A 24,811-nucleotide genomic window follows, 5' to 3' on the forward strand; every position below is an offset into this window, starting at 1 on the left:
CTTGCTGAGTGTCAGTCACCCTATGCCGGGCTGATACACCGCTATCGCAGGCAAGCCAGCTCCCACCTTAGGAGCTCCACGCGTCAGGAACAGATCAAGCGGCTTTTGATTTGCTTTTGACCTTGATCTTGCTCTGAGGCGCCCCGTTAAACCACGCTGGCCGAACGCAGGCTTTGGAGCGTGGGTAACCCGGCAGGACGCCGGGTTAGCCGCGTTGGGCCAAGGATGGCCCATCGCGGCGGCCCACGCTCCAAAGCCTGCATGAGGGCACACCGAGCCTAAGCGAGGTGCCGAGTGGTGGGGCGAAGACCTTTTGGTTACTTTTGTGTCTTTACAAAAGTGACCCGCTGTAAGAGCGGAACCATAAGTGGCCGTGACCGCAGCAATGGATAGGTACACTGCCGCACCGCTATCGCAGGCAAGCCAGCTCCCACCTTCAGATCGGTGTATGCCGCTCACGACACCACCTCCCCAATCGCCACACCCTCACGCCACCACCGGGCCAACCCTTGAACATTCGGCGCCTTGAGCAACGTAAAGTGGTTCCCCGGCCCATACCAAACTTCCAACCCGCTGCCCTGCCGTCGCCATCCCTCAATCATCAGGCTCTGTTCGCGCTGATTGCCCGCCGCATCCAGCGAAGGGTCCTCGGCCAACACCAACCGCACCACGCCGTTGTAACGCTGATGCGGCTGATACACCGTGCGCAACGCCGCTGCATAGGTGCGCGCCGGTCCGTCCATGGCATCCACCGCAGAGCGCACCGGCAACAGCCCCACGCCCACCATGCCCGCATGCAGCCATTGGCGCTGCGCCACTTCATCACGCTCGGCAAAGTCCGCGCGGTCGATACCCAGCGACTTGCCGGCGGCCAATTGCATCGCCTCGATCAACCGCAACAACGCCGCCGTGGTGGTGTAAGGCCGCCCGGTGCCGCCCGGCGCTTCGCTGTCAATCACCGTCAACGACGCCACCTCACGGCCCATCGCCTGCAACCGCAGCGCCATCTCCAACGCGATCCAGCCGCCAAACGAGTGCCCCACCAGGTGCACCGGCCCTTGCGGACACTCCTGTGCAAGCGCCGCCAGATAACACTGCGCCGCCGCTTCGACCTGGCTATGCGGCACCGCCTGGCCATCCAGCCCGCGCGGCTGCAAGCCGAACAGCGGCCAGTCACGCCCCAGCCCCTCGCTCAACCCCACATAGCCGGTGACGCTATCGCCCGCACCCGGTACGCAGAACACCGGCGCATACCCTGCCCGCCCGCTCTGAATGCGCAGCAGCGGTTGGTGCGCCACTTGCGCCACCGGCGAACACACGGCCAACGCCTCGCTCAACGCCCGACCCAGCGCTTGAATATGCGGCGCCTGCATCATGCTCTGGTGATCACCCGGCACCTGCACCCGGCGCAACTGCCCGGGCGCCAACGCGTCCTCCCAACCCAACGAAACACTGCGCCGCGACAACTCGGTGGGCCGCTCTTGCGCGCTGAACAAATGCACCGCGACCGGCAACGGGAACAGGCTGTAATGCGCCAGCGCATGCCCATGCCCGACCTCCCGCTCGATAAAACTCAAGAGGTCCGCGTCCGCAGCCGCTGCCATTTGCGCGTATAGCAAACCTTGATCGCGACAGCGTTGCAGCAGACCCGCAAAGTCCAGCTGTCCAATGCCCGCCTCCAAGTATTCAAGGCTCGCCAGCTCATCCACACCTCCCTGTGCTTTCCAATACGCCGTGCACTGCAACAGCAAATGCCGTTTGAGCGCATCCGGCCCGCTCCAGCGCGCCTTGCCCTGATCGGTCATGCGCGGCACGTAGCTGTCGATCAAACCGAGGAAGGCCACCGCCTCATCCAGCCCGAGTAATTGCATCGCCACTTCGTAGGCCAGCACGCCGCCAAACGACCAGCCCGCGAGCCGGTATGGCCCGTGAGGCTGGATGCGCCGAATCAACCCGACCAGGCGCGCGGCCAGGCCTTCCATGGTGTTCAGGTGCGCTTCGCCAAGCGCCGCGCCCGGCAGCCCATAAATGGGATAGTCGCCCGGCAGGTGTTGGCCCAGCGCCGGGAAGTACACGTCCATGCCGCTGAACTCATGCAGCAGAAACAGCGGCGGCTGCGAACCGCTGCTGCGCACGGTAATCACCGACGTTTCGCGCGCCGGCGCCTGCGTGCGCTGCTGCAGCATCGCCGCAACGCCAGCCACGCTGGCATGCTGGAACAGCTCGGCCAGGGACACCTGCACCCCGGCCTCTTCCATCAGGTTGACCAGCCGGATTGCCAGCAACGAATGCCCGCCCAGCTCGAAGAAGCTGTCATGGCGCCCAACCTGCTCCAGCTTCAAGACTTCGGCCCACAGGTTGGCCAGTTGCTGTTCCAGTGCATCGCCAGGCGCTTCGAAATCACGGCGATTCAACGCGTCCAGCGCCGGAACCGGCAAGGCTTTGCGGTCGATCTTGCCATTGGCCGTCAGCGGCAAATGCGCCAGCGGTACATAGGCCGATGGCAGCATGTAGTCCGGCAGCTGGCCTTGCAGGTGCGCCCGCACGCTGTCGAGGTCGACAGGTTCGGCAGCCCAGGTGAAGTAAGCCGCCAGGCGCTTGTCACCCGGCACGTCCTCACGCGCCAGCACTACCACGTCCTGAATACCCGCAAAGCTAGACAGGCGCGCTTCGATCTCACCCAGCTCAATGCGAAAACCACGGATTTTCACCTGGTCGTCATTGCGGCCGATGCACTCCAGCAAACCCTCCTGGGTCCAGCGACCAAGGTCACCGGTGCGGTACATCAGGGCACCGGCGTTGAAGGGATCGTCGACAAACTTTTCAGCGGTCAGCTCAGGGCGGTTCAAATACCCCCTGGCCACGCCATCGCCGCCGATGCAGATCTCACCGGTCACCCCCACCGGCACCGGCTGCAACCAGGCATCCAGCACGTGAACGTGCGTGTTGGAAATCGGCCGGCCGACGGGCACGCTGTCGGCGTCATCGGCAATCGCCTGCACTTCATAGGTGGTGGCATAGGTGGTGGTTTCCGTCGGCCCGTAGCAATGCACCAAACGCAGCCCTGGCGCCTGCGCCAACAGGCTGCGGAACGCCGCCGGGTCGGCGCGCTCGCCGCCGCAGAGCAACATGCGCAAGCCGGCCAGCGCGCGCGGAATCAGCTGCACGTACTGGTTGAACAGCGCCGTGGTGACGAACAGCACAGTCGCGCCTTGCAGCGCACTGCCGAACGCGGCCGGGTCGAGCAAGGTCGCGTGGTCGATCACCTGTACCTGCCCGCCGTTGAGCAACGCGCCCCACACGTCCATGGTGCTGGCGTCGAACGCCGGGTTGGAGGCGAAGGCAATGCGGTCGGCCGCATTGAAGTCGGCGTAGCCGTTGTTGAGCACCAGCCGCGTGATACCGCGATGCGGCACCAACACGCCCTTGGGCGTACCGGTGGAGCCGGAGGTGTACATGATGTACGCCACACTGTCCGAGGCTTGTGACAGGTCCGGGTTGTGGCTCGGTTGCGGGTCAAGGGTCAGGGTGTCCAGGTCCAGACGCCGGGCGGCGTAATCGATGGACGCGTCGCTGCGGGTCAACAGCCAGCTCGCGCCGCTGTCCTGCAGCATAAAGCCCTGGCGCTCGGCGGGCGCGTGGATATCCAGCGGCACATAGGCTGCCGCGCATTTGAGAACCGCCAGTTGGCTGACCAGCAGATCGAGCGAGCGCGGCAGCAGGATCGCCACGTTATCGGCGGGACGCACGCCCAGGCTCATCAGGTGATGGGCCAGGCGATTGGCGCGGGTGTTCAATTGGCCGTAGCTCACTGCCTGCTCGCCATGCAACGCCGCCACCGCGTCAGGCCGCGCCTGGGCCTGGGCTTCGAACAGGCGCTGGACCGTGTGCTCGCGGGGGAATGCACGCGCGGTGGCGTTGAAGCCCGCCAGCTGTTGGCCTTCGGCGCTGGGCAGTATCGGCAGGCGGCTGATGGCGATTTCACGGTTGTGCTCCAGCGCATGCGCCACGTGTTCAAGTGCATGGTGCAGGTAGCCACACAAACGTCGGGCACCCGGCCCCATGGCGTGCACGCTGAACCCGTCGCCGAGGTCATCGACACTTACCGACAGCCCGTAATTGGTGTGCTCCTCGGCCTTGAGCAACTCGATACCCTGCCAGGCCTGCGCCACGCCGCCGGTTTGCGCCGCGCTGTGGCGGTAGTTGAACAGCACGCTGAACAGCGGCGTCGCCACCGGCACGGCGCTGCAACGCTGGGCCAGCGCCAGCGGCGCGTGCTCATGGCCGAGCAGTTGGGTCAGGCGTGCATGCGTCGCACGCAACGCCGTACGCACCGACTGCTCACCCAGATCGACCCGCAACGGCAAGGTATTGATGAACACGCCCAAGGCGCGCTCGGCACCTTCGCCGCCCTGCAGACGGCCAAGCATTACGGTACCGAACACCACACGCTCGCGGCCGCTGACCTTGCCCAGCACATGGGCCCAGGCCAGGTGCATCAGGCTGGCGGCGCTCACGCCCGCTTGACGGGCCTGGGTGCGCAGGCGCTGGCTCAACTGAGGGTCGATGGTCAGCTGCGCTTGTTCATCGACACCCAGGTTTTCGACCTCGGTGGGTTCGTCGATCTCACCGAGCATGTCGCGGAAAAACGCCTCGTGATCGTTAACCGCCAAACGGGTCTGGGCCACGTAATTGCGGTACGGCACTGCAGCGCCCAACGCCGCGTCGCGACCCAACAGAAACGCCTGCATTTCGTGCTGCAGGATGTCCAGCGCGATGTGGTCCATCACCATGTGATGAAACAGCAAGGTCGCCACCACGCGTTGCGGTTCCTGCACGTAAACCAGGCGCATCAGCGGCGCTTGAGCCAGGTCGAGGCGCGACGGCAACGGCCCTGTTTCGACGCTTAACGAGGCTTCACGCCAAACCACCTGCACCGGCTCATGAAGGCCATCCCAATGGAAAGAGGAACGCAGCACATCATGCCGCTGGATCACCGCCTGCAACGCCTGGGCAAAGGCTTGCAGGCGCGCCCTGCTGTCGAACGCAAACTGCGCCTGCAGCAGGTACGCATCGCCCTCGAGTACGGCGCGATGGTGATAGAGAATGCCGGCCTGCAACGGCGCCAGCGGGTAGATGTCCTGCACATTGGCCGCCCCGCCGGGGATGCGGGCGACAATGCGCTCGATAGCCGACTGATCCAGCTGGATCAGGGGCAGCATGTCCGGGGTGATGTGCGTGCAGCCGGGTGCGATGCCATTGGCCGGCACCGCCACTTCACGCCCGCTGCCCAGCGCCGCCGCCAACGCCGACAGGGTCGGCTGGGCAAACAGCACCTTCACATCCGCCGACAACCCAAGGCGGCGCATGCGCCCCATCAGGCTCACGGCCAGCAACGAGTGCCCGCCCAACTCGAAGAAGTTGTCGTGACGGCCCACCCGCTCCACGTTGAGCAGCTCGGCCCACAGGCTGGCCAGGGCAATTTCGGTATCGCCCTGGGGCGCCTCGTATTCGCGCACCACCACCGAATCCAGGCCTGGCGCCGGCAAGGCTTTGCGGTCGAGCTTGCCGTTGGGGCTCAGTGGCAAGGCGTCGAGATGGACGAAAATCGCCGGCACCATAAACTCCGGCAAGTGGTGCAGCAGATGGCTACGCAGCACGTCGATTTCGCAATGCGCGCCGGTGTAGTAGGCCACCAGGCGTTGCTCGCGGGCGATAACGGCCGCTTCATTGATCGACGGATACTCGGTCAGGCGGGCCTGGATCTCGCCCAGTTCGATGCGTAAACCGCGGATCTTCACCTGGTCATCATTGCGGCCCAAATATTCGATATTACCGTCCGGCAAGTAGCGCCCGACGTCACCGGTGCGGTACATGCGCCCGCGGGTGAACGGATCATTCAGGAAACGCTCGGCCGTCAGCTCAGGCCGATTCAGATAACCGCGCGCCACTTGCACGCCGCCGATAAACAACTCGCCGACCACCCCCAACGGCACCGGCTGCAACTGGCTGTCGAGCAGATACATGCGCGTGTTGGCAATGGGCTTGCCGATTGGCGTGTTGTCCGGCGTCACCGCGCCCGCGCAATTCCACGCCGTGACATCCACCGCCGCTTCAGTCGGGCCATAGAGGTTGTGCAATTAACTGTTCGGCAACTGCTGCTTGAAGCGCCGCACCAGGCTGCCCGGCAGGGCTTCGCCGCTGCACATCACACGCACCAGCCCGGCCGCCTGGCGCACATCGCCATGGGCCAGGAATACATCCAGCATCGACGGCACAAAGTGCAGCGTGGTGATCCGCTCAGCCTCGATCACATCGCACAGGTACTCGGGCTCTTTATGCCCGCCAGGGCGCGCCATCACCAACCGTGCGCCCGTCAACAGCGGCCAGAAGAATTCCCACACCGACACGTCGAAGCTGAACGGGGTTTTCTGCAGCACCGAGTCCTGCGCCTCGAGGCCATATTCGTCCTGCATCCACAGCAGGCGGTTGACCACCCCGGCGTGTTCGTTGATCACGCCCTTGGGCTGGCCGGTGGACCCGGAGGTGTAGATCACATATGCCGTCACGCCCACTGCAGTCGGGTTATCCAGCGGCTGGTGCTGCCAGCAAGGGTGGTCCAGATCGACCACCGGCACCGCACCCAGCAACTCGCGCGTGGAGCCTTGAGCCAACACCACTGCCGGCGCACTGTCTTGCAGCATGTAGGCAATACGCTCCAGCGGGTAGGCCGGGTCCAGCGGCACATACGCGGCGCCCGCCTTGAGGATGGCGTACAGGCCCACGACCATGTCCAGGCTGCGCTCCACGCAAATAGCCACGCGCGAATCCGGCTGCACACCCAGCGCCAGCAAGTGATGGGCCAACTGATTGGCCTGCTCATTCAACTGGGCATAGGTCAGTTGCCGTTCGCCGGCCTTGACCGCAATCGCGTCCGGGGTGCGCTTGACCTGCGCCTCGAACATCCCGTGCAGGGTCTGGTCGAGGTTGTAATTGACCTCGGTGGCGTTGAACTCAAACAGCAGCTGCTGACGCTCACGGTCATCGATCAGCGATGCATGCTCAAGCACCGCCTGGTCGTTTTCGACCATCGCCTGCAACACGCGCTTGAAGTAACCGACGTAACGCTGCACGGTCGACTCATCAAACAGCGCCACGGCATATTCCAGCGCGCCAAGAATGCTGCCCTGCACTTCGCCAAGGTTCAGCGACAGGTCGAATTTGGCAAAGTGGCTGTTTTCGACGATGCCTTCCAGGGCCAGGTCGCCCAATGCCAGGGTCGGTGCGCTGCTGTCCTGCCACGTCAACAGGGTTTGGAACAACGGGCTGTGGGCCAGGCTGCGCGGCGGCCGGGTGATTTCCACCACCTGTTCGAACGGCAGGTCCTGATGGGCCTGGGCTTCCAGCGTCAGCGCCTTGACCCGCGCCAGCAGCGCCTCGGTGCTCAACTCGCCGGAGGTGTCGATGCGCACTGCCAGCGTGTTGACGAACAGGCCGATCAGCCCTTCTACCTCACTGCGCGTGCGGTTGGCCACCGGCGAGCCGATCACCAGGTCGTGTTGCCCGGACAGCCGCGCCAGCAACGAGGCCCAGGCACTCATCAAGGTCATGTACAGCGTGGTGCCATGGCGTTGGCTCAAGGCCTTGAGCCCGGCGGTGAGGCGTTCATCCAGGCGCACTTCGACGCTGCTGCCGGCGTAATCCTGCTGCGCCGGACGCGGGCGGTCGGTGGGCAACGTGAGCAAGGCCGGCGCGCCCGCCAGCGCCTGCTGCCAATAGCTGCTCTGGCGCTGCAGCACCTCGCCGCTCAGCCACAGCCGTTGCCACACGGCGAAGTCACCGTACTGGATCGCCAGCGGCGGCAACGGGTCGGGCAGGCCGTGGCTGAAGGCTTGGTACAGCGCCATCAGCTCGCGGGTCAGCACGCCCATCGACCAACCGTCGGAGACGATGTGGTGCAAGGTCAGCAACAGCACATGGTGATCGTCGGCCATCACCACCAGCCGCCCGCGCAGCAGCGGGCCGCGCTCCAGGTCGAAGGGCGCCGAGGCTTCGCCGTGGATCAACGCATCCAGCGCCTGCTGGGGTTGCGGGTGGCGGCGCAGGTCCTGCACTTGCAGCGGCAGCACGTCTTCGGCCGGCACAATCAGCACCTGGGCGTCGTCGCCGTGCTGGGCAAAGCGGCTGCGCAGGGTTTCGTGGCGCGCCACAATCCGCGCCAGCGCCCGTTGCAGCGCCTCGACATGCAATTGCCCACGCAGGCGCAGGCCAATGGGAATGTTATAGGCGGTGTTGGCGCCTTCCATCAGTGCCAGGAACCACAGGCGCTGCTGGGCGAAGGACAGTGGCACGGGTTCATCGCGGCTGGCCGGGAGAATATCCGGCAAGGTGCTGCGCCCCGATTGGGCCAGGACTTCAGCGACCGCCGCCAGCTCGGCATTGGCAAACAGGTCGCCGAGGATCAGCTCGACACCCAGACGCTGCCGCACCTGGGAAACCATGCGCATTGCCAGCAACGAGTGCCCGCCCAATTCAAAGAAATGGTCGCGACGCCCGACGCGCGCCACGTGCAATACATCGGCCCAAATCTGCGCCAGCACGCTTTCGATCTCGCCCTGGGGCGCCTCGTACTCGCGGGTAAACACCGCAGCCATGTCTGGCGCGGGCAAGGCCTTGCGGTCGAGTTTGCCGTTGGCGGTGAGCGGCAATGCCTCAAGCTTCACGTAGGCAACCGGGACCATGTAGTCCGGCAGATGCGCCACCAGGTGGGCGCGGATATCGCCAACGGCCAGCGGAGCGAACGACGGGGTTTCGGTGAAATACGCCACCAGCCGATCCTCACGGACCAGCACCACCGCTTCCTGAATACCCGGCAATTGGTTGAGTTGGGTTTCGATCTCGCCCAGCTCGATGCGCACGCCACGGATCTTCACCTGGTCGTCGTTACGCCCCAGGTACTCGATATTGCCGTCCGGCAGCCAGCGCGCCAGGTCGCCGGTGCGGTACATGCGCCCAGCGTTGAATGGGTCTTGCAGGAAGCGCTCGGCCGTCAGCTCCGGACGGTTCAAGTAACCACGCGCCACGCCTTTGCCGCCCACATACAGCTCACCGGCAACCCCCAGCGGCACCGGCCGTTGCTGCTCATCGAGCAAGTACACCGTGGCATTCGCAACAGGCTTGCCGATATGCAGTGGCCGGCCCGCCTCCACCTTGCCGGACGTGGCGACCACCGTGGCCTCGGTGGGCCCGTAGTTATTGATCAACTCAAAACGCTGGGCCCGCGCGAACTGGCGCAGGCGATCACCGCCGATCAGCAAGGTGCGCAAGGTCGGGTGTTCGATCTGTTGGCTGAAGGCGTACTCGGCCACCGGCGTGGGCAAAAAGCACACGTCCAACGGCTGCGCGCACCACCACGCGAGCAAGGCGTCGATGTCTTCGGTGCCGTCATTGGCCGGCGGCAGGTGCAGGGTCGCGCCGACACACAGCGCCGGCCACACTTCCCAGGCCGTCGCATCAAAGCCGAAACCGGCGACACTGGCGGTGTGGCGCCCGGCACACAGGTCAAAGGCGCGGCAATGCCAGTCCACCAGGTTGGCCACGGTGTGGTGTTCGACCATCACGCCTTTGGGCAGGCCAGTGGAGCCGGAGGTGTAGATCACATAGGCGAGGTTAGCGGGCGTGACATCGACCGTGGGGTTGTTCGCCGAATGATGCTGCCAGGTGAAGCGGTCCAGGTTGATCACCGGCACTTGCAGCGCGGGCAGTCGGTCCAGCAGCGCCTGTTGCGTCAGCACCGCCACCGGCGCGCTGTCGGTGAGCAAATAATTGAGGCGCTCGGCCGGGTGTGACGGGTCCACCGGTACATAGCAGGCGCCGGCCTTGAGGATCGCCAGCAACCCGGCCAGGGTATCCAGGCCACGGCGGGCGACGATGGCCACGCGGTCGTCGGGCTTGACCCCCAGCGCCAGCAGGTGATGGGCCAACAGGTTGGCTTGCTGGTTCAGTTCGGCGTAGGTCAATTGGCGGCCTTGCTGCACGGCGGCGATGGCCTCGGGCGTGCAGGCCGCCTGAGCTTCGATACGCCCGTGCAGCGTGGTGCCTTGAGGGAAGTCGGCGTGGGTCGCGTTGAACTGCTCGAGCAGTTGTTGTCGCTCAGCGGCGGGCACGACCGAGACCTGATTGAGCGGTGTCTGTGGCGCCTGCTCCAGCGCAGTCACGAGGTTTTCCAGCGCGGTTTGCAGGTAGGCGCAGACGCGCTGCGGGTCCACCTGGGTGCTGGCGAGCAAGCTCAGGGCAAATCCTTCGCCGAGGTCATCCACGCTCAAGGTCAGCGGGTAGTTGGTGCGTTCTTCGGCGCTGAGCGCCGCGATACCTTGCCAGGCCGATACGGCAGCGGCGCTGGCGGCCGGGGCACTGTGGCGGTAGTTGAGCAACGCGCTGAACAGCGGCGTCGGCGCGACCACGCCGCTGCAGCGCTGGGCCAGGGCCAATGCGGCGTGTTCGTGGCGCAGCAAGGTGGTCAGCCGCGCGTGGGTGGCTTTGACCCCGGCGCGCACGTCCTCGGCGCCCACGTCCACGCGAAACGGCAGCGTGTTGATGAAAATGCCCAGTGCCCGATCGGTGTCATGGCTGCCCTGCATGCGGCCCATCAACACGGTGCCAAACACCACATGCTCTTTACCGGCCAGCACGCCCAGCACCTGCGCCCAGCCCATATGAAACAGGCTGGCGGCGCTCACGCCCAGTTGCCGGGCCTGCGCACGCAAGCGCTGGCCCAGCTCCGGCGCCAATGGCAGGCTGACTTCGGCAATCCCGCGGGCATCGCCTTGCACGTCTTTCAGGCCAAATGGCAAGGTCGGCTCGCTGATGTCGCCGAGCATCTGGCGGAAGAAACTTTCGTGCTCCTGCTCGCTGATCCCCAGCCGCGCCTGCGCCACATAGTTGCGAAACGGCACCGCCTGGCCCAGCACTGCGCCCTGCCCCAGCAGGCACGCCTGCATTTCATGGCACACCACTTCCAGGGCGCTGTGGTCGAGGGCCATGTGGTGAAACAGCAAGGTCGCGACGATGCGCTGATTGGCCGGATCTTCGGCACGCACCAGGCGCAGCAACGGCGCCTGGGTCACGTCGAGGCGATAGTGGCGGGCATCGAACAACGCGTGCAGCTGCGCGGCGATATCGCCGTCAACCGGGTCCAGTTCCAACACTTGCACCGGCAATTGCGCCTGGCGCCAGACCACCTGCGACGGTTCCTGCAACCCGTCCCAGACCACGCCGGTGCGCAGGATATCGTGGCGGTTCATCACGCTTTGCAGGGCGTGGGCGAAGGCCTGAAAACGCGCCAGGCTGTCGAACGCAAACTGCGACTGCATCACGTACGGGTCGCCCTGCTCGGCGCTGACGTGATGGAACAGAATGCCTTCCTGCAACGGCGCCAGCGGGTAGATATCCTGGATATTCGCCACGCCGCCATCGACGGTGGCGACGATGCGGTCGATCTCGTCCTGGCTCAGGCTCGACAGGGTCAGCATGGCCGGGGTAATGCGCTCGGCGTCCGCCGGGATGCCATTGGCCGGCACCGTCACTTCACCGGCCTTGGTCGGCGAATACTCGCCGGCCTTGATCAACTCGATCAACGCCGGCTTGTGCTCGCGCAACGCGGCAAGAATCGCCGGGTCGCTCAGCGCCTGTTTATTGCCCTGCACCGACAACTGCTCGCCCTTGAGCGCCAGTTGCACATCCTTGGTTTTCAGCGTCGCCAACAGCTCAGAAATGCTCACAGGACGATCTCCATTCGTTCGGTTATGGCGGCGTAGCCGGCCAGCGTCGGCTGTTCGAACAGCGCCCGCACATCGGCTTCCAGGCCTTCCTGGCGCAGGCGTCCGATCAAGCTCACGGCGAGCAGCGAGTGCCCGCCCAGTTCAAAGAAGTTGTCATGGCGCCCGACCCGCTCGACGTTGAGCAGCTCGGCCCACAGCCTGGCCAGGAGGATTTCGGTATCACCCTGCGGCGCCGCGTACTCGCGCACGATCAGCGCGTCCATGCCCGGCGCAGGCAAGGCCTTGCGGTCGAGCTTGCCGTTGGGACTCAGCGGCAGCGCGTCAAGGTGCATGAACAGCGCCGGCACCATGAAGTCCGGCAGGTGCTGCAGCAGGTGCGCGCGCAGCTGCTCGATGTCGGTAGGTACGCCGGTGTAATAAGCGACCAACCGGTCCTCGCGGGCCACCACCGCAGCCTCGTTGACCTGCACATGTTCGAGCAGTCGCGCCTGGATTTCCCCCAGCTCGATGCGCAGGCCGCGGATTTTCACCTGGTCATCGTTGCGGCCCAGGTACTCGATATTGCCGTCGGGCAAGTAGCGGCCAACGTCGCCGGTGCGGTACAGGCGCCCATGGGTGAAGGGGTCCTTGAGGAAGCGTTCGGCAGTCAGCTCGGGGCGATTCAAGTAGCCACGCGCCACTTGCACGCCGCCGATAAACAGCTCGCCGACCACGCCCAACGGCACCGGCTGCAATTGCGTATCCAGCAGGTACATGCGCGTGTTGGCAATCGGTTTGCCGATCGGCGTGTTGTCCGGCACCTCGGGACGCGCGCAGTTCCAGGCGGTCACGTCCACGGCCGCTTCGGTGGGGCCATACAGGTTGTACAGGCCGATGCCCGGCAGCTGCTGCTTGAAGCGCCGCACCAGGCTGCCCGGCAAGGCTTCGCCGCTGCACATTACGCGCACCAGCCCGGCCGCCTGGCTGACATCGCCGTGGGCCAGGAACACGTCAAGCATCGAGGGCACAAAGTGCAGTGTGGTGATCTGTTCGGCCTCGATCACTTCGCACAGGTACTCAGGCTCTTTATGGCCACCCGGGCGCGCCATGACCAGGCGTGCGCCGGTAAACAGCGGCCAGAAGAACTCCCACACCGACACGTCAAAGCTGAACGGGGTTTTCTGCAGCACGCTATCACTGGCCGTAAGACCGTACGCGTCCTGCATCCACAGCAGGCGGTTGACCACCCCGGCGTGCTCGTTGATCACGCCTTTGGGCTGGCCGGTGGAACCGGACGTGTAGATCACATAGGCCTGGTGCCGGGCGGTAAGGCCTGGCACGTGGGGGTTACCAGCAGGCTGGTGCTGCCAGGTGGCGTGGTCCAGGTTGACCACCGGCACCTCACCCAGCAACGCGCGGGTGGCGCCTTGCGCAAGCACCACCACCGGCGCGCTGTCTTGCAGCATGTAGGCCAGGCGCTCGCGAGGATAGGCCGGGTCCAGCGGCACATAACCGCCGCCGGCCTTGAGGATCGCAAACAGGCCGATGACCATGTCCAGGCCACGCTCCACGCAGATGCCTACGCGCGAATCCGGCTGCACACCGAGTTCACGCAGGTGATGGGCCAGGCGGTTGGCGCGTTCGTTCAGCGCGCTGTAGGTCAGCTGCTGATCGCCGGACTTGACCGCCACGGCCTGCGGCGTGCGCTCGACCTGGGCTTCGAACAGGCCGTGCAGGGTTTGGTCGAGGTTGTAGTTGACGTCGGTGGCATTGAATTCCACCAGCAGCTTTTGCCGTTCCTCACTGCCCATAATCGGCAGGCGATTGAGCGGCTGATGCGGCGCCTGCTCGAGGGCTTCAACCAGCCCTGACAAAGCGGTCTGCATGTAACCGCACACGCGTTGCGCGTCGATTTGCGCCAGGGCGGTGACGTCATAACCATCGCCCAGGTCATCCACGTTCAAGGTCAGCGGGTAGTTGGTGCGCCCGTCGTTGATCAGCGTCTGCATGCCTTCCCAGGCCTGCTGCGCCTCGGCCGAGCGCGTGGCGGCGCCGCGATGGCGGTAGTTGAGCATCGAGCTGAACAACGGCGCCGGGGCCGCCACGCCGCTGCAGCGCTGGGCCAGCGCCAGCGACGCGTGTTCGTGCCCCAGCAGCGCGGTAAGCCGTGCATGGGTGGCTCGCACCGCAGCGCGCGCACCTTGTGCGTCGATGTCAAGGCGCAGCGGCAAGGTATTGATGAACACCCCCAGCGCGCGGTCGGCGCCCTCGCCGCCTTGCATGCGACCCATCAGCACCGTGCCGAACACCACGCTGTGGCGACCCGAGGTGGCCGCCAGCACTTGGCCCCACGCCAGGTGGAACAGGCTCGCCGTGCTTACGCCCAGCAAGCGCGCCTGGGCGCGCAGCCGACGGTTGAGGTCATTGTCCAGGCGCAGGCAGTGTTCTTCGATCGCGTTGCCGTCGCCGCGCACATCCTGCAAACCGAACGGCAAGGTCGGTTCATCGACATCCCCGAGCATCTGGCGAAAGAACGCTTCATGTTCCTGCTCGCTTACGCCCAGACGCGCCTGGGCCACGTAGTTGCGGTACGGCATCGGCGCCGCTGTTGGCGCGGCGTGGCCGAGCAAGTGGCCCTGCATTTCGCGCAGCACCACGTCGAATGCGGTGTGGTCGAGGGCGATATGGTGGTAGAGCAACACCACCACTACCCGCTGGTTGGCCGGGTCCCGGGCGTACTTGAGGCTGATCAACGGCGCGTGGCTGAGCGTCAGGCGATAGCGTCGCGCATCGAAACGCTCATGCAGGCCAGCCAGTACATCGCCTTGCAGGTGCAGCTCTTCACGCGGCAGTTCAGCCTTGCGCCACACCACTTGCAGCGGTTGCGCCAGGCCTTCCCAGACCACGCCGGTGCGCAGGATGTCATGGCGATCGATGACCTGTTGCAGCGCCTGGGCGAAGGCGTTCAGGCGCTCAATGCTGTCGAACGCCAAGTGCGACTGCAGCAGGTACGGGTCGCCCTGCTCGGCGGTGATGTGGTGGTAAAGAATGCCTTCCTGCAACGGCGCCAGCGGGTAAATATCCTGCACATTGGCAGCGCCGCCGGGTACGCGGCTGACGACGTCGTCGAGAGTTGACGGGTCGAGCTCCACCAACGGCAACATGTCCGGGGTGATGCGCTGGCAGTCGGCGGCGATGCGGTTGGCCGGCACCTGCACTTCGCGGCCACTGCCCACGGCGGTGGCCAACGCCGCGAGGGTGGGCTGGCTGAACAGCACCCGCACGTCAGCGCTGAGGCCGACCTGACGCATGCGTTCGATCAGGCTGACCGCCAACAACGAATGGCCGCCCAGTTCGAAGAAGTGGTCATGCCGGCCGACTTGCTCCACCTGCAACACCTCGGCCCAGATCCGCGCCAGGGTGGTTTCCACCGCGCCTTCGGGCGCTGCGTAGTCGCGGCTCAGCAACGCGGCTTGATCGGGTTGCGGCAAGGCCTTGCGGTCCAGCTTGCCGTTGGCGGTCAGCGGCAGCGTGTCGAGCCTGACGTAGGCTGCTGGCACCAGCGCGTCGGGCAGCTGTTGCTGCAGTTGCGCACGCAAGGTTTCAATCGCCAGCGGGTACTTTTCAATGAACCAGGCCACCAGACGCCCCTCGCGCACCAGCACCACGGCCTCAGCGATACCGTCCAGCGCGGCCAGACGGCTTTCGATTTCACCGAGTTCGACGCGCACACCGCGCACTTTGACCTGGTCGTCGTTACGGCCCAGGTACTCGATATTGCCGTCGGGCAGCCAACGCGCCAGGTCACCGGTGCGGTACATCCGCCCAGGGTTGAACGGGTCCTGCAGGAAACGTTCGGCGCTCATCTGCGGGCGGTTCAAATACCCCCGCGCCACGCCACGGCCGCCCACATACAGCTCACCGGCGACACCCACTGGCACCGGGCGCAACTGTGCGTCGAGCACGTACACGCTGGCATTGGCGATGGGCCGGCCGATATGCAACGCCTGCCCGGCGCGCACACGGCCGGAGGTGGCGACCACCGTGGCCTCGGTAGGCCCGTAGTTGTTGATCACCGCAAAGCGCCGCTCCTGGGTGAACTGGCGCAGGCGATCACCGCCGATCAACAGGATGCGCAAGGTCGGGTGGTGCAGGTTCTGGCTGAAGGCGTACTCGGCCACTGGCGTGGGCAGGAAGCTGACGTCCAGTGGCTGCGCCAGCCACCAGGCGAGCAATTCGTCGATGTTTTCATTGCCGACCTTCGCGGGCGGCACGTGCAAGGTCGCGCCTGCACAGAGTGCCGGCCAGACCTCCCAGGCCATCGCGTCAAAGCCAAACCCGGCGACGCTGCTGGTGTGGCTGCGCGCGTCCAGGCCAAAGGCCTCGCAATGCCAGTGCACCAGGTTTTCCACGGTGCGGTGTTCCACCATCACGCCTTTGGGCTGGCCGGTGGAGCCGGAGGTGTAGATCACGTACGCCAGGTGCGCCGGGGTCAGGCCGACCAGTTGCGGGTTGCTGACGGCGTGGTGCCGCAAGCACTCGTCGAACAGGTCGACAGTGGCGTGCGTGCCCAGCAGGTCACGTGTGCTGGCCTCGGCCAAGACCGCTACCGGCGTGCTGTCCTGCAGCAGGTAGGCGATACGTTCGGCGGGGTAAGCCGGGTCGACAGGCACGTAGCCGGCGCCGGCCTTGAGAATGCCCAGCAGCCCGACCAGCATGTGCGGGCCACGGCGACAGCAGATCGCGACGCGGTCGTCCGGCTGCACGCCGAGTGTCAACAGGTGATGGGCCACCTGGTTGGCGCGTTGATTGAGCTGCTGATAGGTCAGGACTTCGCCGTCCTGCTGCACGGCAATCGCGTGGGGCTGACGTTCGACCTGGGCTTCGAAGGCGCCGTGCACGGTGTGCCCGGTCGGGAAGTCTGCGGCCGTCGCGTTGAATTCGCGCAGCAGGGTTTCGCACTCTGCCGGCGGCAGCACTGGCAATTGATTAAGCGGGGTGCTCACCGCGCTTTCCAACGCCACGACCAACTGCTCCACGGCGCGGTGCATGTAGCCACACAGGCGCTGGGCGCCGATCTGCGGCAGTGCCAGCACGCTCAGGCCAAAGCCTGTGCCGAAGTCATCGACGCTGAGGGTCAGCGGGTAATTGCTGCGCTCCTCACCGCCCAGCAGTTGCACGCCCTCCCAGATGCCATGGCCATCGCGGGCCATTTCGCCGGGGCTGCTGTGACGGTAATTGAGCAAGGCGCTGAACAACGGCACGGCCGTCGGTACGCCGCTGCAACGCTGGGCGAGGGCCAGCGACGCATGCTCGTGCCCCAGCAGCGCGCTCAAGCGGGTATGCGTGGCCTTGACGGCCACAGCAGCGCCGGACGCCACATCCACGCGCAGCGGCAAGGTGTTGATGAACATGCCCAACGCGCGGTCAGCGCCCTCACCCGCCTGCATGCGCCCCATCAGCACCGTGCCGAACACCACCTCATCACGCCCGGACACCAGCCCCAGCACTTGCGCCCACGCCAGGTGCATCAGGCTGGCCGCACTGACCCCCAGCACCCGAGCCTGTTCACGCACCCGCATGGCCAACGCGGCGTCCAGCGGCTGTTCGGCCTCTTCGATCGCGCGGCCGTCGCCCTGCACGTCCTGCACGCCAAAGGGCAAGGTCGGCTCATCAACATCGGCGAGCATGTCGCGGAAAAAGTGCTCGTGCTCCGCCACGCTGACACCAAGGCGCGCCTGGGCCACGTAGTTGCGAAACGGTGCAGCGTCGGGCAGTGCCTCGGCCTGGTTGAACAGGAACGCACGCATCTCCTGGCCGACCACTTCCATGGCGGTATGGTCGAGCGCCAGGTGATGGAACAACAGGATCGCCGCGACCCGATTATTCACCGGGTCCTGGGCATAGACCATGCGCAGCAACGGCGCCTGGGTGATGTCCAGGCGATAGTGGCGGGCATCGAAACGTTCGTGCAGTTGCTCGATGACGCCGCCGTCAGCCGGGTCCAGAACAACCTCTTGCACCACCAGCCGGGCCTCGCGCCAGACCACTTGCACGGGGCTGTCCAGACCTTCCCAGACCACGCCGGTGCGCAGGATGTCGTGACGGGCCGCGACCTGTTGCAGCGCGCCCATGAAGGCGTGCAAACGCTCAAGGAGGTCAAACGCCATGCGCGACTGCAGCAGGTACGGGTCGCCCTGCTCGGCGCTGATATGGTGATAAAGAATGCCTTCCTGCAGCGGCGCGAGCGGGTAGATATCCTGCACATTGGCCGCGCCACCCGGCACCGTGGCGACGATGCGCTCGATCGCTGCCTGGTCAAGTTGCACCAGAGTCAGCATCGACGGCGTTATCCGGGTGCAGCCGGCTGGAATGCCATTGGCCGGCACCTCGACCTCACGCCCGCTGCCGACTGCCGCTGCCAGCGCCGCCAGGCTTGGCTGGCTGAACAGCACACGCACATCCGCGCTCAGGCCCACCTGGCGCATGCGCTCAATCAGGCTCACGGCCAGCAACGAATGCCCGCCCAACTCGAAGAAATGGTCATGCCGGCCGACACGCTCGAGCTTGAGCACGTCCTGCCAGATCTGCGCCAGCAAGGTTTCCACCTCGCCCTCCGGCGCCTCGTAACCGCGGCTGAGCAGCGCGCTTTGATCCGGTACGGGCAAGCCCTTGCGGTCGAGCTTGCCGTTGGCGGTCAGTGGCAACAGTGCCAGCCACACGTAGGCCGACGGCACCATGTAGTCCGGCAACCGGCCTTGCAGATGAGCACGCAGTGCCTGGATGTCCAAGGGTGCCTGGGCGGTGTAATACGCCACCAGGCGCTTGTCGCCCGGCTCGTCTTCGCGGGCCAGCACCACCGCGTCTTTTACGCCGGGGAACGCGGCCAGGCAGGTTTCGATTTCGCCCGGCTCGATACGAAAACCGCGGATCTTGACTTGCAGGTCGTTACGCCCCTGGTACAGCAAGGTAGCGTCGGCCTGCCAGCTGGCCAGGTCGCCGGTGCGGTACAGCAGGCCTTCGCCGAAGGGGTTGGGGATGAATTTTTCCGCCGTCAATTGCGGCTGGTTCAAATACCCGTTGGCCACACCGGCGCCGCCGATATACAGCTCGCCAACCACGCCCAGCGGCAGCGGTTGCTGGCGTGCGTCGAGCACGTAGGCCTGGGCATTTGCGATGGGGCGGCCAATCGGGACACTGCCCGCAGCCGGCGCGGTGATTTCAAAGGTGGTGGAGAATGTGGTGGCCTCGGTCGGGCCATAGCCATTGAGCAGATGCTGGGGTTTGCCGTGCTGGAGCATACGGCTGATCACCTGCGGGTCGAGCACATCGCCGCCGACGATCAGGTAGCGCAGTTGGCGGAACACCGGCAGCAACGCGTCGGCGTATTGATGGAACAGGCCGGCGGTCATCCACAACACGCTGACGGCTTGCTCCTGCAACAGCGAGGCAAATGCCGCCTGGGACAGCAGCACCGCATGCTCGACCACCACCACACAACCGCCGTTGAGTAACGGCGCCCACACGTCGAGGGTGCTGGCATCGAAGGCCGGGTTGGAGGCGAACGCCACACGGTCGCGCTCATTGAAATCGGCATAGCCGTTGTTCAGCACCAGGCGCGAGATCGCGCGGTGCGGCACTTGCACGCCTTTGGGTGCCCCGGTGGAGCCGGAGGTGTACATGATGTACGCCACGCTTTGCGCCGACTGGGCCAGGTCGGGGTTGCGCGGCGACTGCGCGTCCAGGTTCAGGTCGGCCAGGGTATTGAGCACGCGGTGCGCACCGCTGTCCTGCACCATGAAGGCCTGGCGCTCGACCGGCGCATTGACGTCCAGCGGCACATACACCGCTGCGCACTTGAGGATCGCCAGTTGGCACACGAGTAAATCCAGCGAGCGCGGCAGTGCGATCGCCACGCTTTCGCCCGGCTGCACGCCCTGGCTGATCAGGTGATGGGCCAAGCGGTTGGCACGGCGATTGAGGTCGCGATAACTCAACGACAGCGCGCCCTGCACCGCCGCCACTGCGTCGGGACGGGCCAACGCCTGAGCTTCGAACAGTTGGTGCACCGTGAGCTGCGACGGGTAGTCACGCGCGGTGGCGTTGAAAGCCACCAACAGTTGGTGGCGTTCGGCAGCCGGCAGGATCGACACAGCCTGCAAGGGCGTGGTCGGCGCTTGTTGCAACGCGGTCACCAGATGGCTCAACGCGGTGAGCATGTAGGCGCCCACGCGCTGTACATCCAGGCTGTTCACGCCCTGCACGGTCAGGGAAAACCCGCTGCCCAGGTCATCGACGTTCAGCACCAGCGGATAGTTGCTGCGCTCTTGCGAACTGAGAATCTCGATCCCGGACGCGGCAAACGGGCTGTCTCCCGGGGCTTCACCCGGCGCGCTGTGGCGGTAATTGAGCAGCGTGCTGAACAGCGGCAGTGAACCCGGTACGCCGCTGCAACGCTGTGCCAGCGACAGCGAGGCATGCTCATGCCCAAGCAACTGCGCCAGGCGCGCGTGGGTGGCGCGCACGCCGGCTTGCACGCTGACGGCGCCAAGGCTGACGCGCAGCGGCAAGGTATTGATGAACATCCCCAGCGCACGGTCGGCGCCCTCGCCGCCCTGCATACGGCCCAGCAACACGGTACCGAACACCACGTCCTGCTGGCCGGAGACTTGGGCCAACACCTGGGCCCAGGCCAGGTGCACCAGGCTGGCGGTGCTCACGCCCAGTTGCCGCGCCTGTTCGCGCAGGCCGTGACTGAGTGCCAGCTCCAATGGCAGGTGTGCGTCGACGATGCCGCTGCCGTCGCCATTCACATCCTGCAAACCGAACGCGAGCGTCGGCTCGTCGATATCGCCCAGCATGTCGCTGAAGAAGGCTTCGTGTTGCGCCTGCGTCACGCCCAAGCGCGCCTGGGCCACGTAGTTGCGGTACTGCACCGCGTCCGGCAGCTGCGCGCTGGTGCCGGCGAGGCTGGCGCTCATTTCTTCGACCAGCACTTGCAAGGCGGTGTGGTCGAGCAGGATGTGGTGCAGCAGCAGAATGCCGACGTAACCGCCCTGCTGCTCGGCGTAGCCAAAGTGCATCAGTGAAGCGCGCGACAGGTCGAGGCGATAATGGCGTGGATCGAAGCGTTGCTGCAGGTGCGCGAGGGCATCAAGGCCGTGCGCGTCAATGCGCTCAACCGCCAAGGGCGCCTGGCGCAGCACCACCTGCACCGGTTCATCCAGGCCTTCCCAGACAATCCCGGTGCGCAGGATGTCGTTGCGTTCAATCACGCTGTGCAGCGCCTGGATAAACGCATCCACCGCCGCCTGGTCGGCAAAGCGCAACTGCACCTGCAACACGTAGGGGTCGCCCTCGGTGGTTGCCAGGTGGTGGTAAAGAATGCCGGCCTGCAACGGCGCCAGACCGTAGATGTCCTGCACGTTGGCAATGCCGCCGGGCACGCTTTCGAGGATGTGGTCGATAGCGGCCTGGTCCAGGGCCACCAGAGGCAGCATGTCTGGTGTGATGCGCGCGCAGGGGTCGACGATCAGGTTGGCCGGCACCTGCACTTCCCGCTGCCCGCCCACTGCTGCGGCCAGTGCGGCCAACGTGGGTTGGCCGAACAGCGCGCGCACATCACAGCTCAAGTCCACCTGGCGCATGCGTTCGATCAGCTTGACCGCCAGCAGCGAGTGGCCGCCGAGCTCGAAGAAATTATCGTCGCGGCCAACCTTGTCGAGCTTCAACAACTGCTGCCAGATACTGGCGATGGCGACTTCAACCGCGCCTTGCGGGGCGGCATAGTCACGCCGCGCCAGCGCGTCGGCGTCCGGTGCGGGCAAGGCCTTGCGGTCAAGTTTGCCGTTGGTGGTCAGCGGGAAGTGATCCAGCAGCACGAACGCGCTGGGCACCATGTACTCGGCCAGGCTGAGCAGCAGGTGATCACGCAGCTGGGCAGCACCCAGTTCACGCTCGGCGATTACGTAGGCCACCAGGCGTTTGTCGCCCGGTGCGTCTTCACGGGCGATTACCACCGCATCACGTACGCCGTCGGCGGTGGCCAGACGCGCCTGGATTTCGCCCAGCTCGATACGGAAACCACGGATCTTCACCTGGTCGTCGTTGCGGCCCAGGTACTCGACACTGCCGTCGGCCAGCAGGCGGCCGAGGTCACCGGTTTTGTACATGCGCAGGCCGGTGGCCGGGTCGGCCAGGAAACGCTCGGCATTGAGCGCGTCACGGTTGAGGTAACCCCGCGCCACCCCGGCGCCGCCGACGTACAGCTCGCCGACCACACCAAACGGCAACGGCTCGCGGCGCTCATCCAGCACGTACAGCTGCAGGTCGGGAATGCGCACGCCAATCGGGCTGACGCCGACCAGCTGCGCGTCCGCGGCCTCCAGCGCGCGATAGGTCACGTGCACGGTGGTTTCGGTGATGCCGTACATGTTGACCAGTTGCGTACCGGCGTTGATGGCGCGGGCGTACCACGGCTTGAGCATGCCGGGCTCAAGGGCTTCGCCGCCGAAAATGACCTGACGCAAGGAGTGCGACTGGGCGCTTTGGGCCGCAATCAACTGGCGGAACGCGCTGGGCGTCTGGTTGAGAATGCTCACGCCCGCGTCGCAGATCAGCGCGTAGCACTCATCCGGCGAACGGCTGACCAGTTGCGGCACAATCAGCAATTGGCCGCCGTGCATCAGCGCGCCCCAGATTTCCCACACCGAGAAGTCGAACGCGAAGGAATGGAACAGCGCCCACACATCATTGCGGTTGAAACCGAACCAGTGGTCAGTGGCGGTGAACAGCCGTGCGACCTGGCGATGTTCGATCATCACGCCTTTGGGCAGGCCGGTGGAGCCTGAGGTGTAGATCACGTAGGCCAGGCTCGCCGGGCTGAGAGCGATGCGCGGGTTGACGATGGACTCACCACGCAGGCTGTTGAGGTCGATCTGCGCCAGCTCGCCCACCAGGTGGCGGGTGTTGGCTTGCACCAGCACGGCCAGCGGTTCGCTGTCAGCCAGGGTGTAGGCGATGCGTTCCAGCGGGTAAGCCGGGTCGATCGGCACATAACCGGCGCCGGCCTTGAGGATGCCCAACAGACCGATGATCATCTCAGGGCCACGTTCAACGCAGATCGTCACGCGGTCATCCGGGCGCACACCCTGCGCAAGCAGACGGTGCGCGACCTGGTTGGCGCGTTCATTGAGTTGGCGGTAGGTCAGGCGCTGCGTGTCGAAGCGCACGGCGATGGCTTCGGGCCGGGCGGCGGCATGGGTTTCGACTTGCTGATGGATCAGGGCGGTGTCGGCGTAGTGCGCGGGGCTTTGATTGAGGCGGTGCAGCAGGTGGTGGCGCTCGGTGTCAGGCAGGATGTTCAGGCCGCTCAGCGGCTGATCCGGTCGCTGCTCCAACGCATCGGCCAGGCTGTGCAGCGCGGTATGCAGGTAAGCCGCGACACGTTGTGCGCCGATGGCGGCATCGACCATCACCGTCAGTGCAAAATCTTCGCCCAGGTCATCCACGTTGACGGTCAGCGGGTAGTTGGTGCGCTCCTCGGCGCCGAGCACCTGGATGCCTTCGGCCACGTCGATGACAGCGGCCATATCGGTAGCGGCGCTGTGACGGTAATTGAGCATGGCGCTGAACAGCGGCGTCGGCGCCGCCACACCACTGCAACGCTGAGCCAGGGCCAGGGACGCATGTTCGTGGTTGAGCAAAGCCGTCAGACGCGCATGGGTGGCCTTGACCCCGGCGCGCACGCCCTGCTCGCCCACATCCACGCGTAACGGCAAGGTATTGATGAACATGCCCAGGGCCCGTTCACCGCCCTCGCCTGCGCCCATACGGCCAAGCATTACCGTGCCGAACACCACCGCGTCACGACCGGACACCACGCCCAATACACGCGCCAATGCCAGATGTATCATGCTCGCCACGCTCACGCCCAATGGTCGCGCCAGGCTGCGCAGGCGCCGGCTGAGGGCGCTGTCCACGGCGATGCGTGCTTCGTCAATGCCCTGCCCGTCGCCTTGCACATCCTGCAAGCCGAAGGGCAAGGTCGGCTCATCGATATCGGCCAGCATGTCGCGGAAAAACGCCTCGTGCGCCTGCTCGCTGACGCCGTGGCGCACCTGGGCGATGTAGCCGCGAAACGCGACCGGCGCACCCGCCTGGGCTTGCTGACCGGCCAGGTACAACTGGATTTCATGGCGCACCACATCAAGGGCGGTGTGGTCGAGGATGGTGTGGTGGAACAGCAGCATCGCCACCACCCGACTGTTGGCCGGGTCGTCGGCAAACACCAGGCGCAACAGCGGCGCCTGGCCAAGGTCCATGCGGTAGGTGCGTGCGTCATAACGCGCGAGCAACTGGGCCAGGGCATCGCCGCCATTGAAGTGCGCTTGTTCGCAGACCAGGTTTGCCTTGCGCCATACCACTTGCAGCGGTTCGTCGAGGCGCTCCCACGCCATGGAGGTGCGCAGGATATCGTGACGGTCAATGACCCATTGCAACGCTTGCGCAAAGGCGTCCAGGCGTGCGCGGCTGTCGAACACAAACTGCGCGTGCAGCACGTAAGGGTCGCCCTGCTGCGCCGAAAGGTGATGGTAAAGCATGCCTTCCTGCAGCGGCGCCAGCGGGTAGATGTCCTGCACATTCGCCGCCCCGCCGGGGATGGCCGCGACGATACGGTCGATGGCCGGCTGGTCAAGGCTGACCAGCGGCAGCATGTCCGGGGTAATGCGGTAGGCCGGGCTCAGCCAGTCGCTGCCCTGCTCGGCCACCCACTCCAGCAAGCGCGGCTTGTGCGCGATCAGTTGATCCCACAGCGCATCATCCAGCGCTTCGTCGTCGCCCAGGATGATCAGGTCGCCTTCTTCCAGTTGCAGACGGATCGCGTGGGTGGAAATCGCTGCCAATAATTCGCTGAACTGCATGGGGGTAACCTGCCTGATAAGTCACGGTAAAGGAGAAAGTCCGTTTTCAGCTGCCGTTAGGATCGGGTGTGCTGGGCGCCTGTAAAAAGCAGGCGCAGCCGCAAGCCTGAAGAGGCTTCCGGCAGGCTT

At 65.4% G+C, this 24,811-nt stretch carries 1 protein-coding gene and 1 pseudogene; both read right to left on the reverse strand.

Translation table 11 applies throughout. From position 1 onward, the window contains the following. Positions 1 to 455: 455 nt before the first annotated feature. A pseudogene (locus ACM530_RS27850) lies at positions 456 to 11,780 on the reverse strand (amino acid adenylation domain-containing protein). Beyond that, complete coding sequence (locus ACM530_RS27855; RefSeq protein WP_416363727.1) at positions 11,777 to 24,682, reverse strand: amino acid adenylation domain-containing protein; 12,906 nt, start codon at positions 24,680 to 24,682, stop codon at positions 11,777 to 11,779. The pseudogene ACM530_RS27850 and the gene ACM530_RS27855 overlap by 4 nt, the downstream one beginning before the upstream one ends. Positions 24,683 to 24,811: the final 129 nt, after the last annotated feature.

It is taken from the genome of Pseudomonas sp. NFX183, assembly GCF_047943075.1.
In the GTDB taxonomy this organism is placed as follows: domain Bacteria; phylum Pseudomonadota; class Gammaproteobacteria; order Pseudomonadales; family Pseudomonadaceae; genus Aquipseudomonas.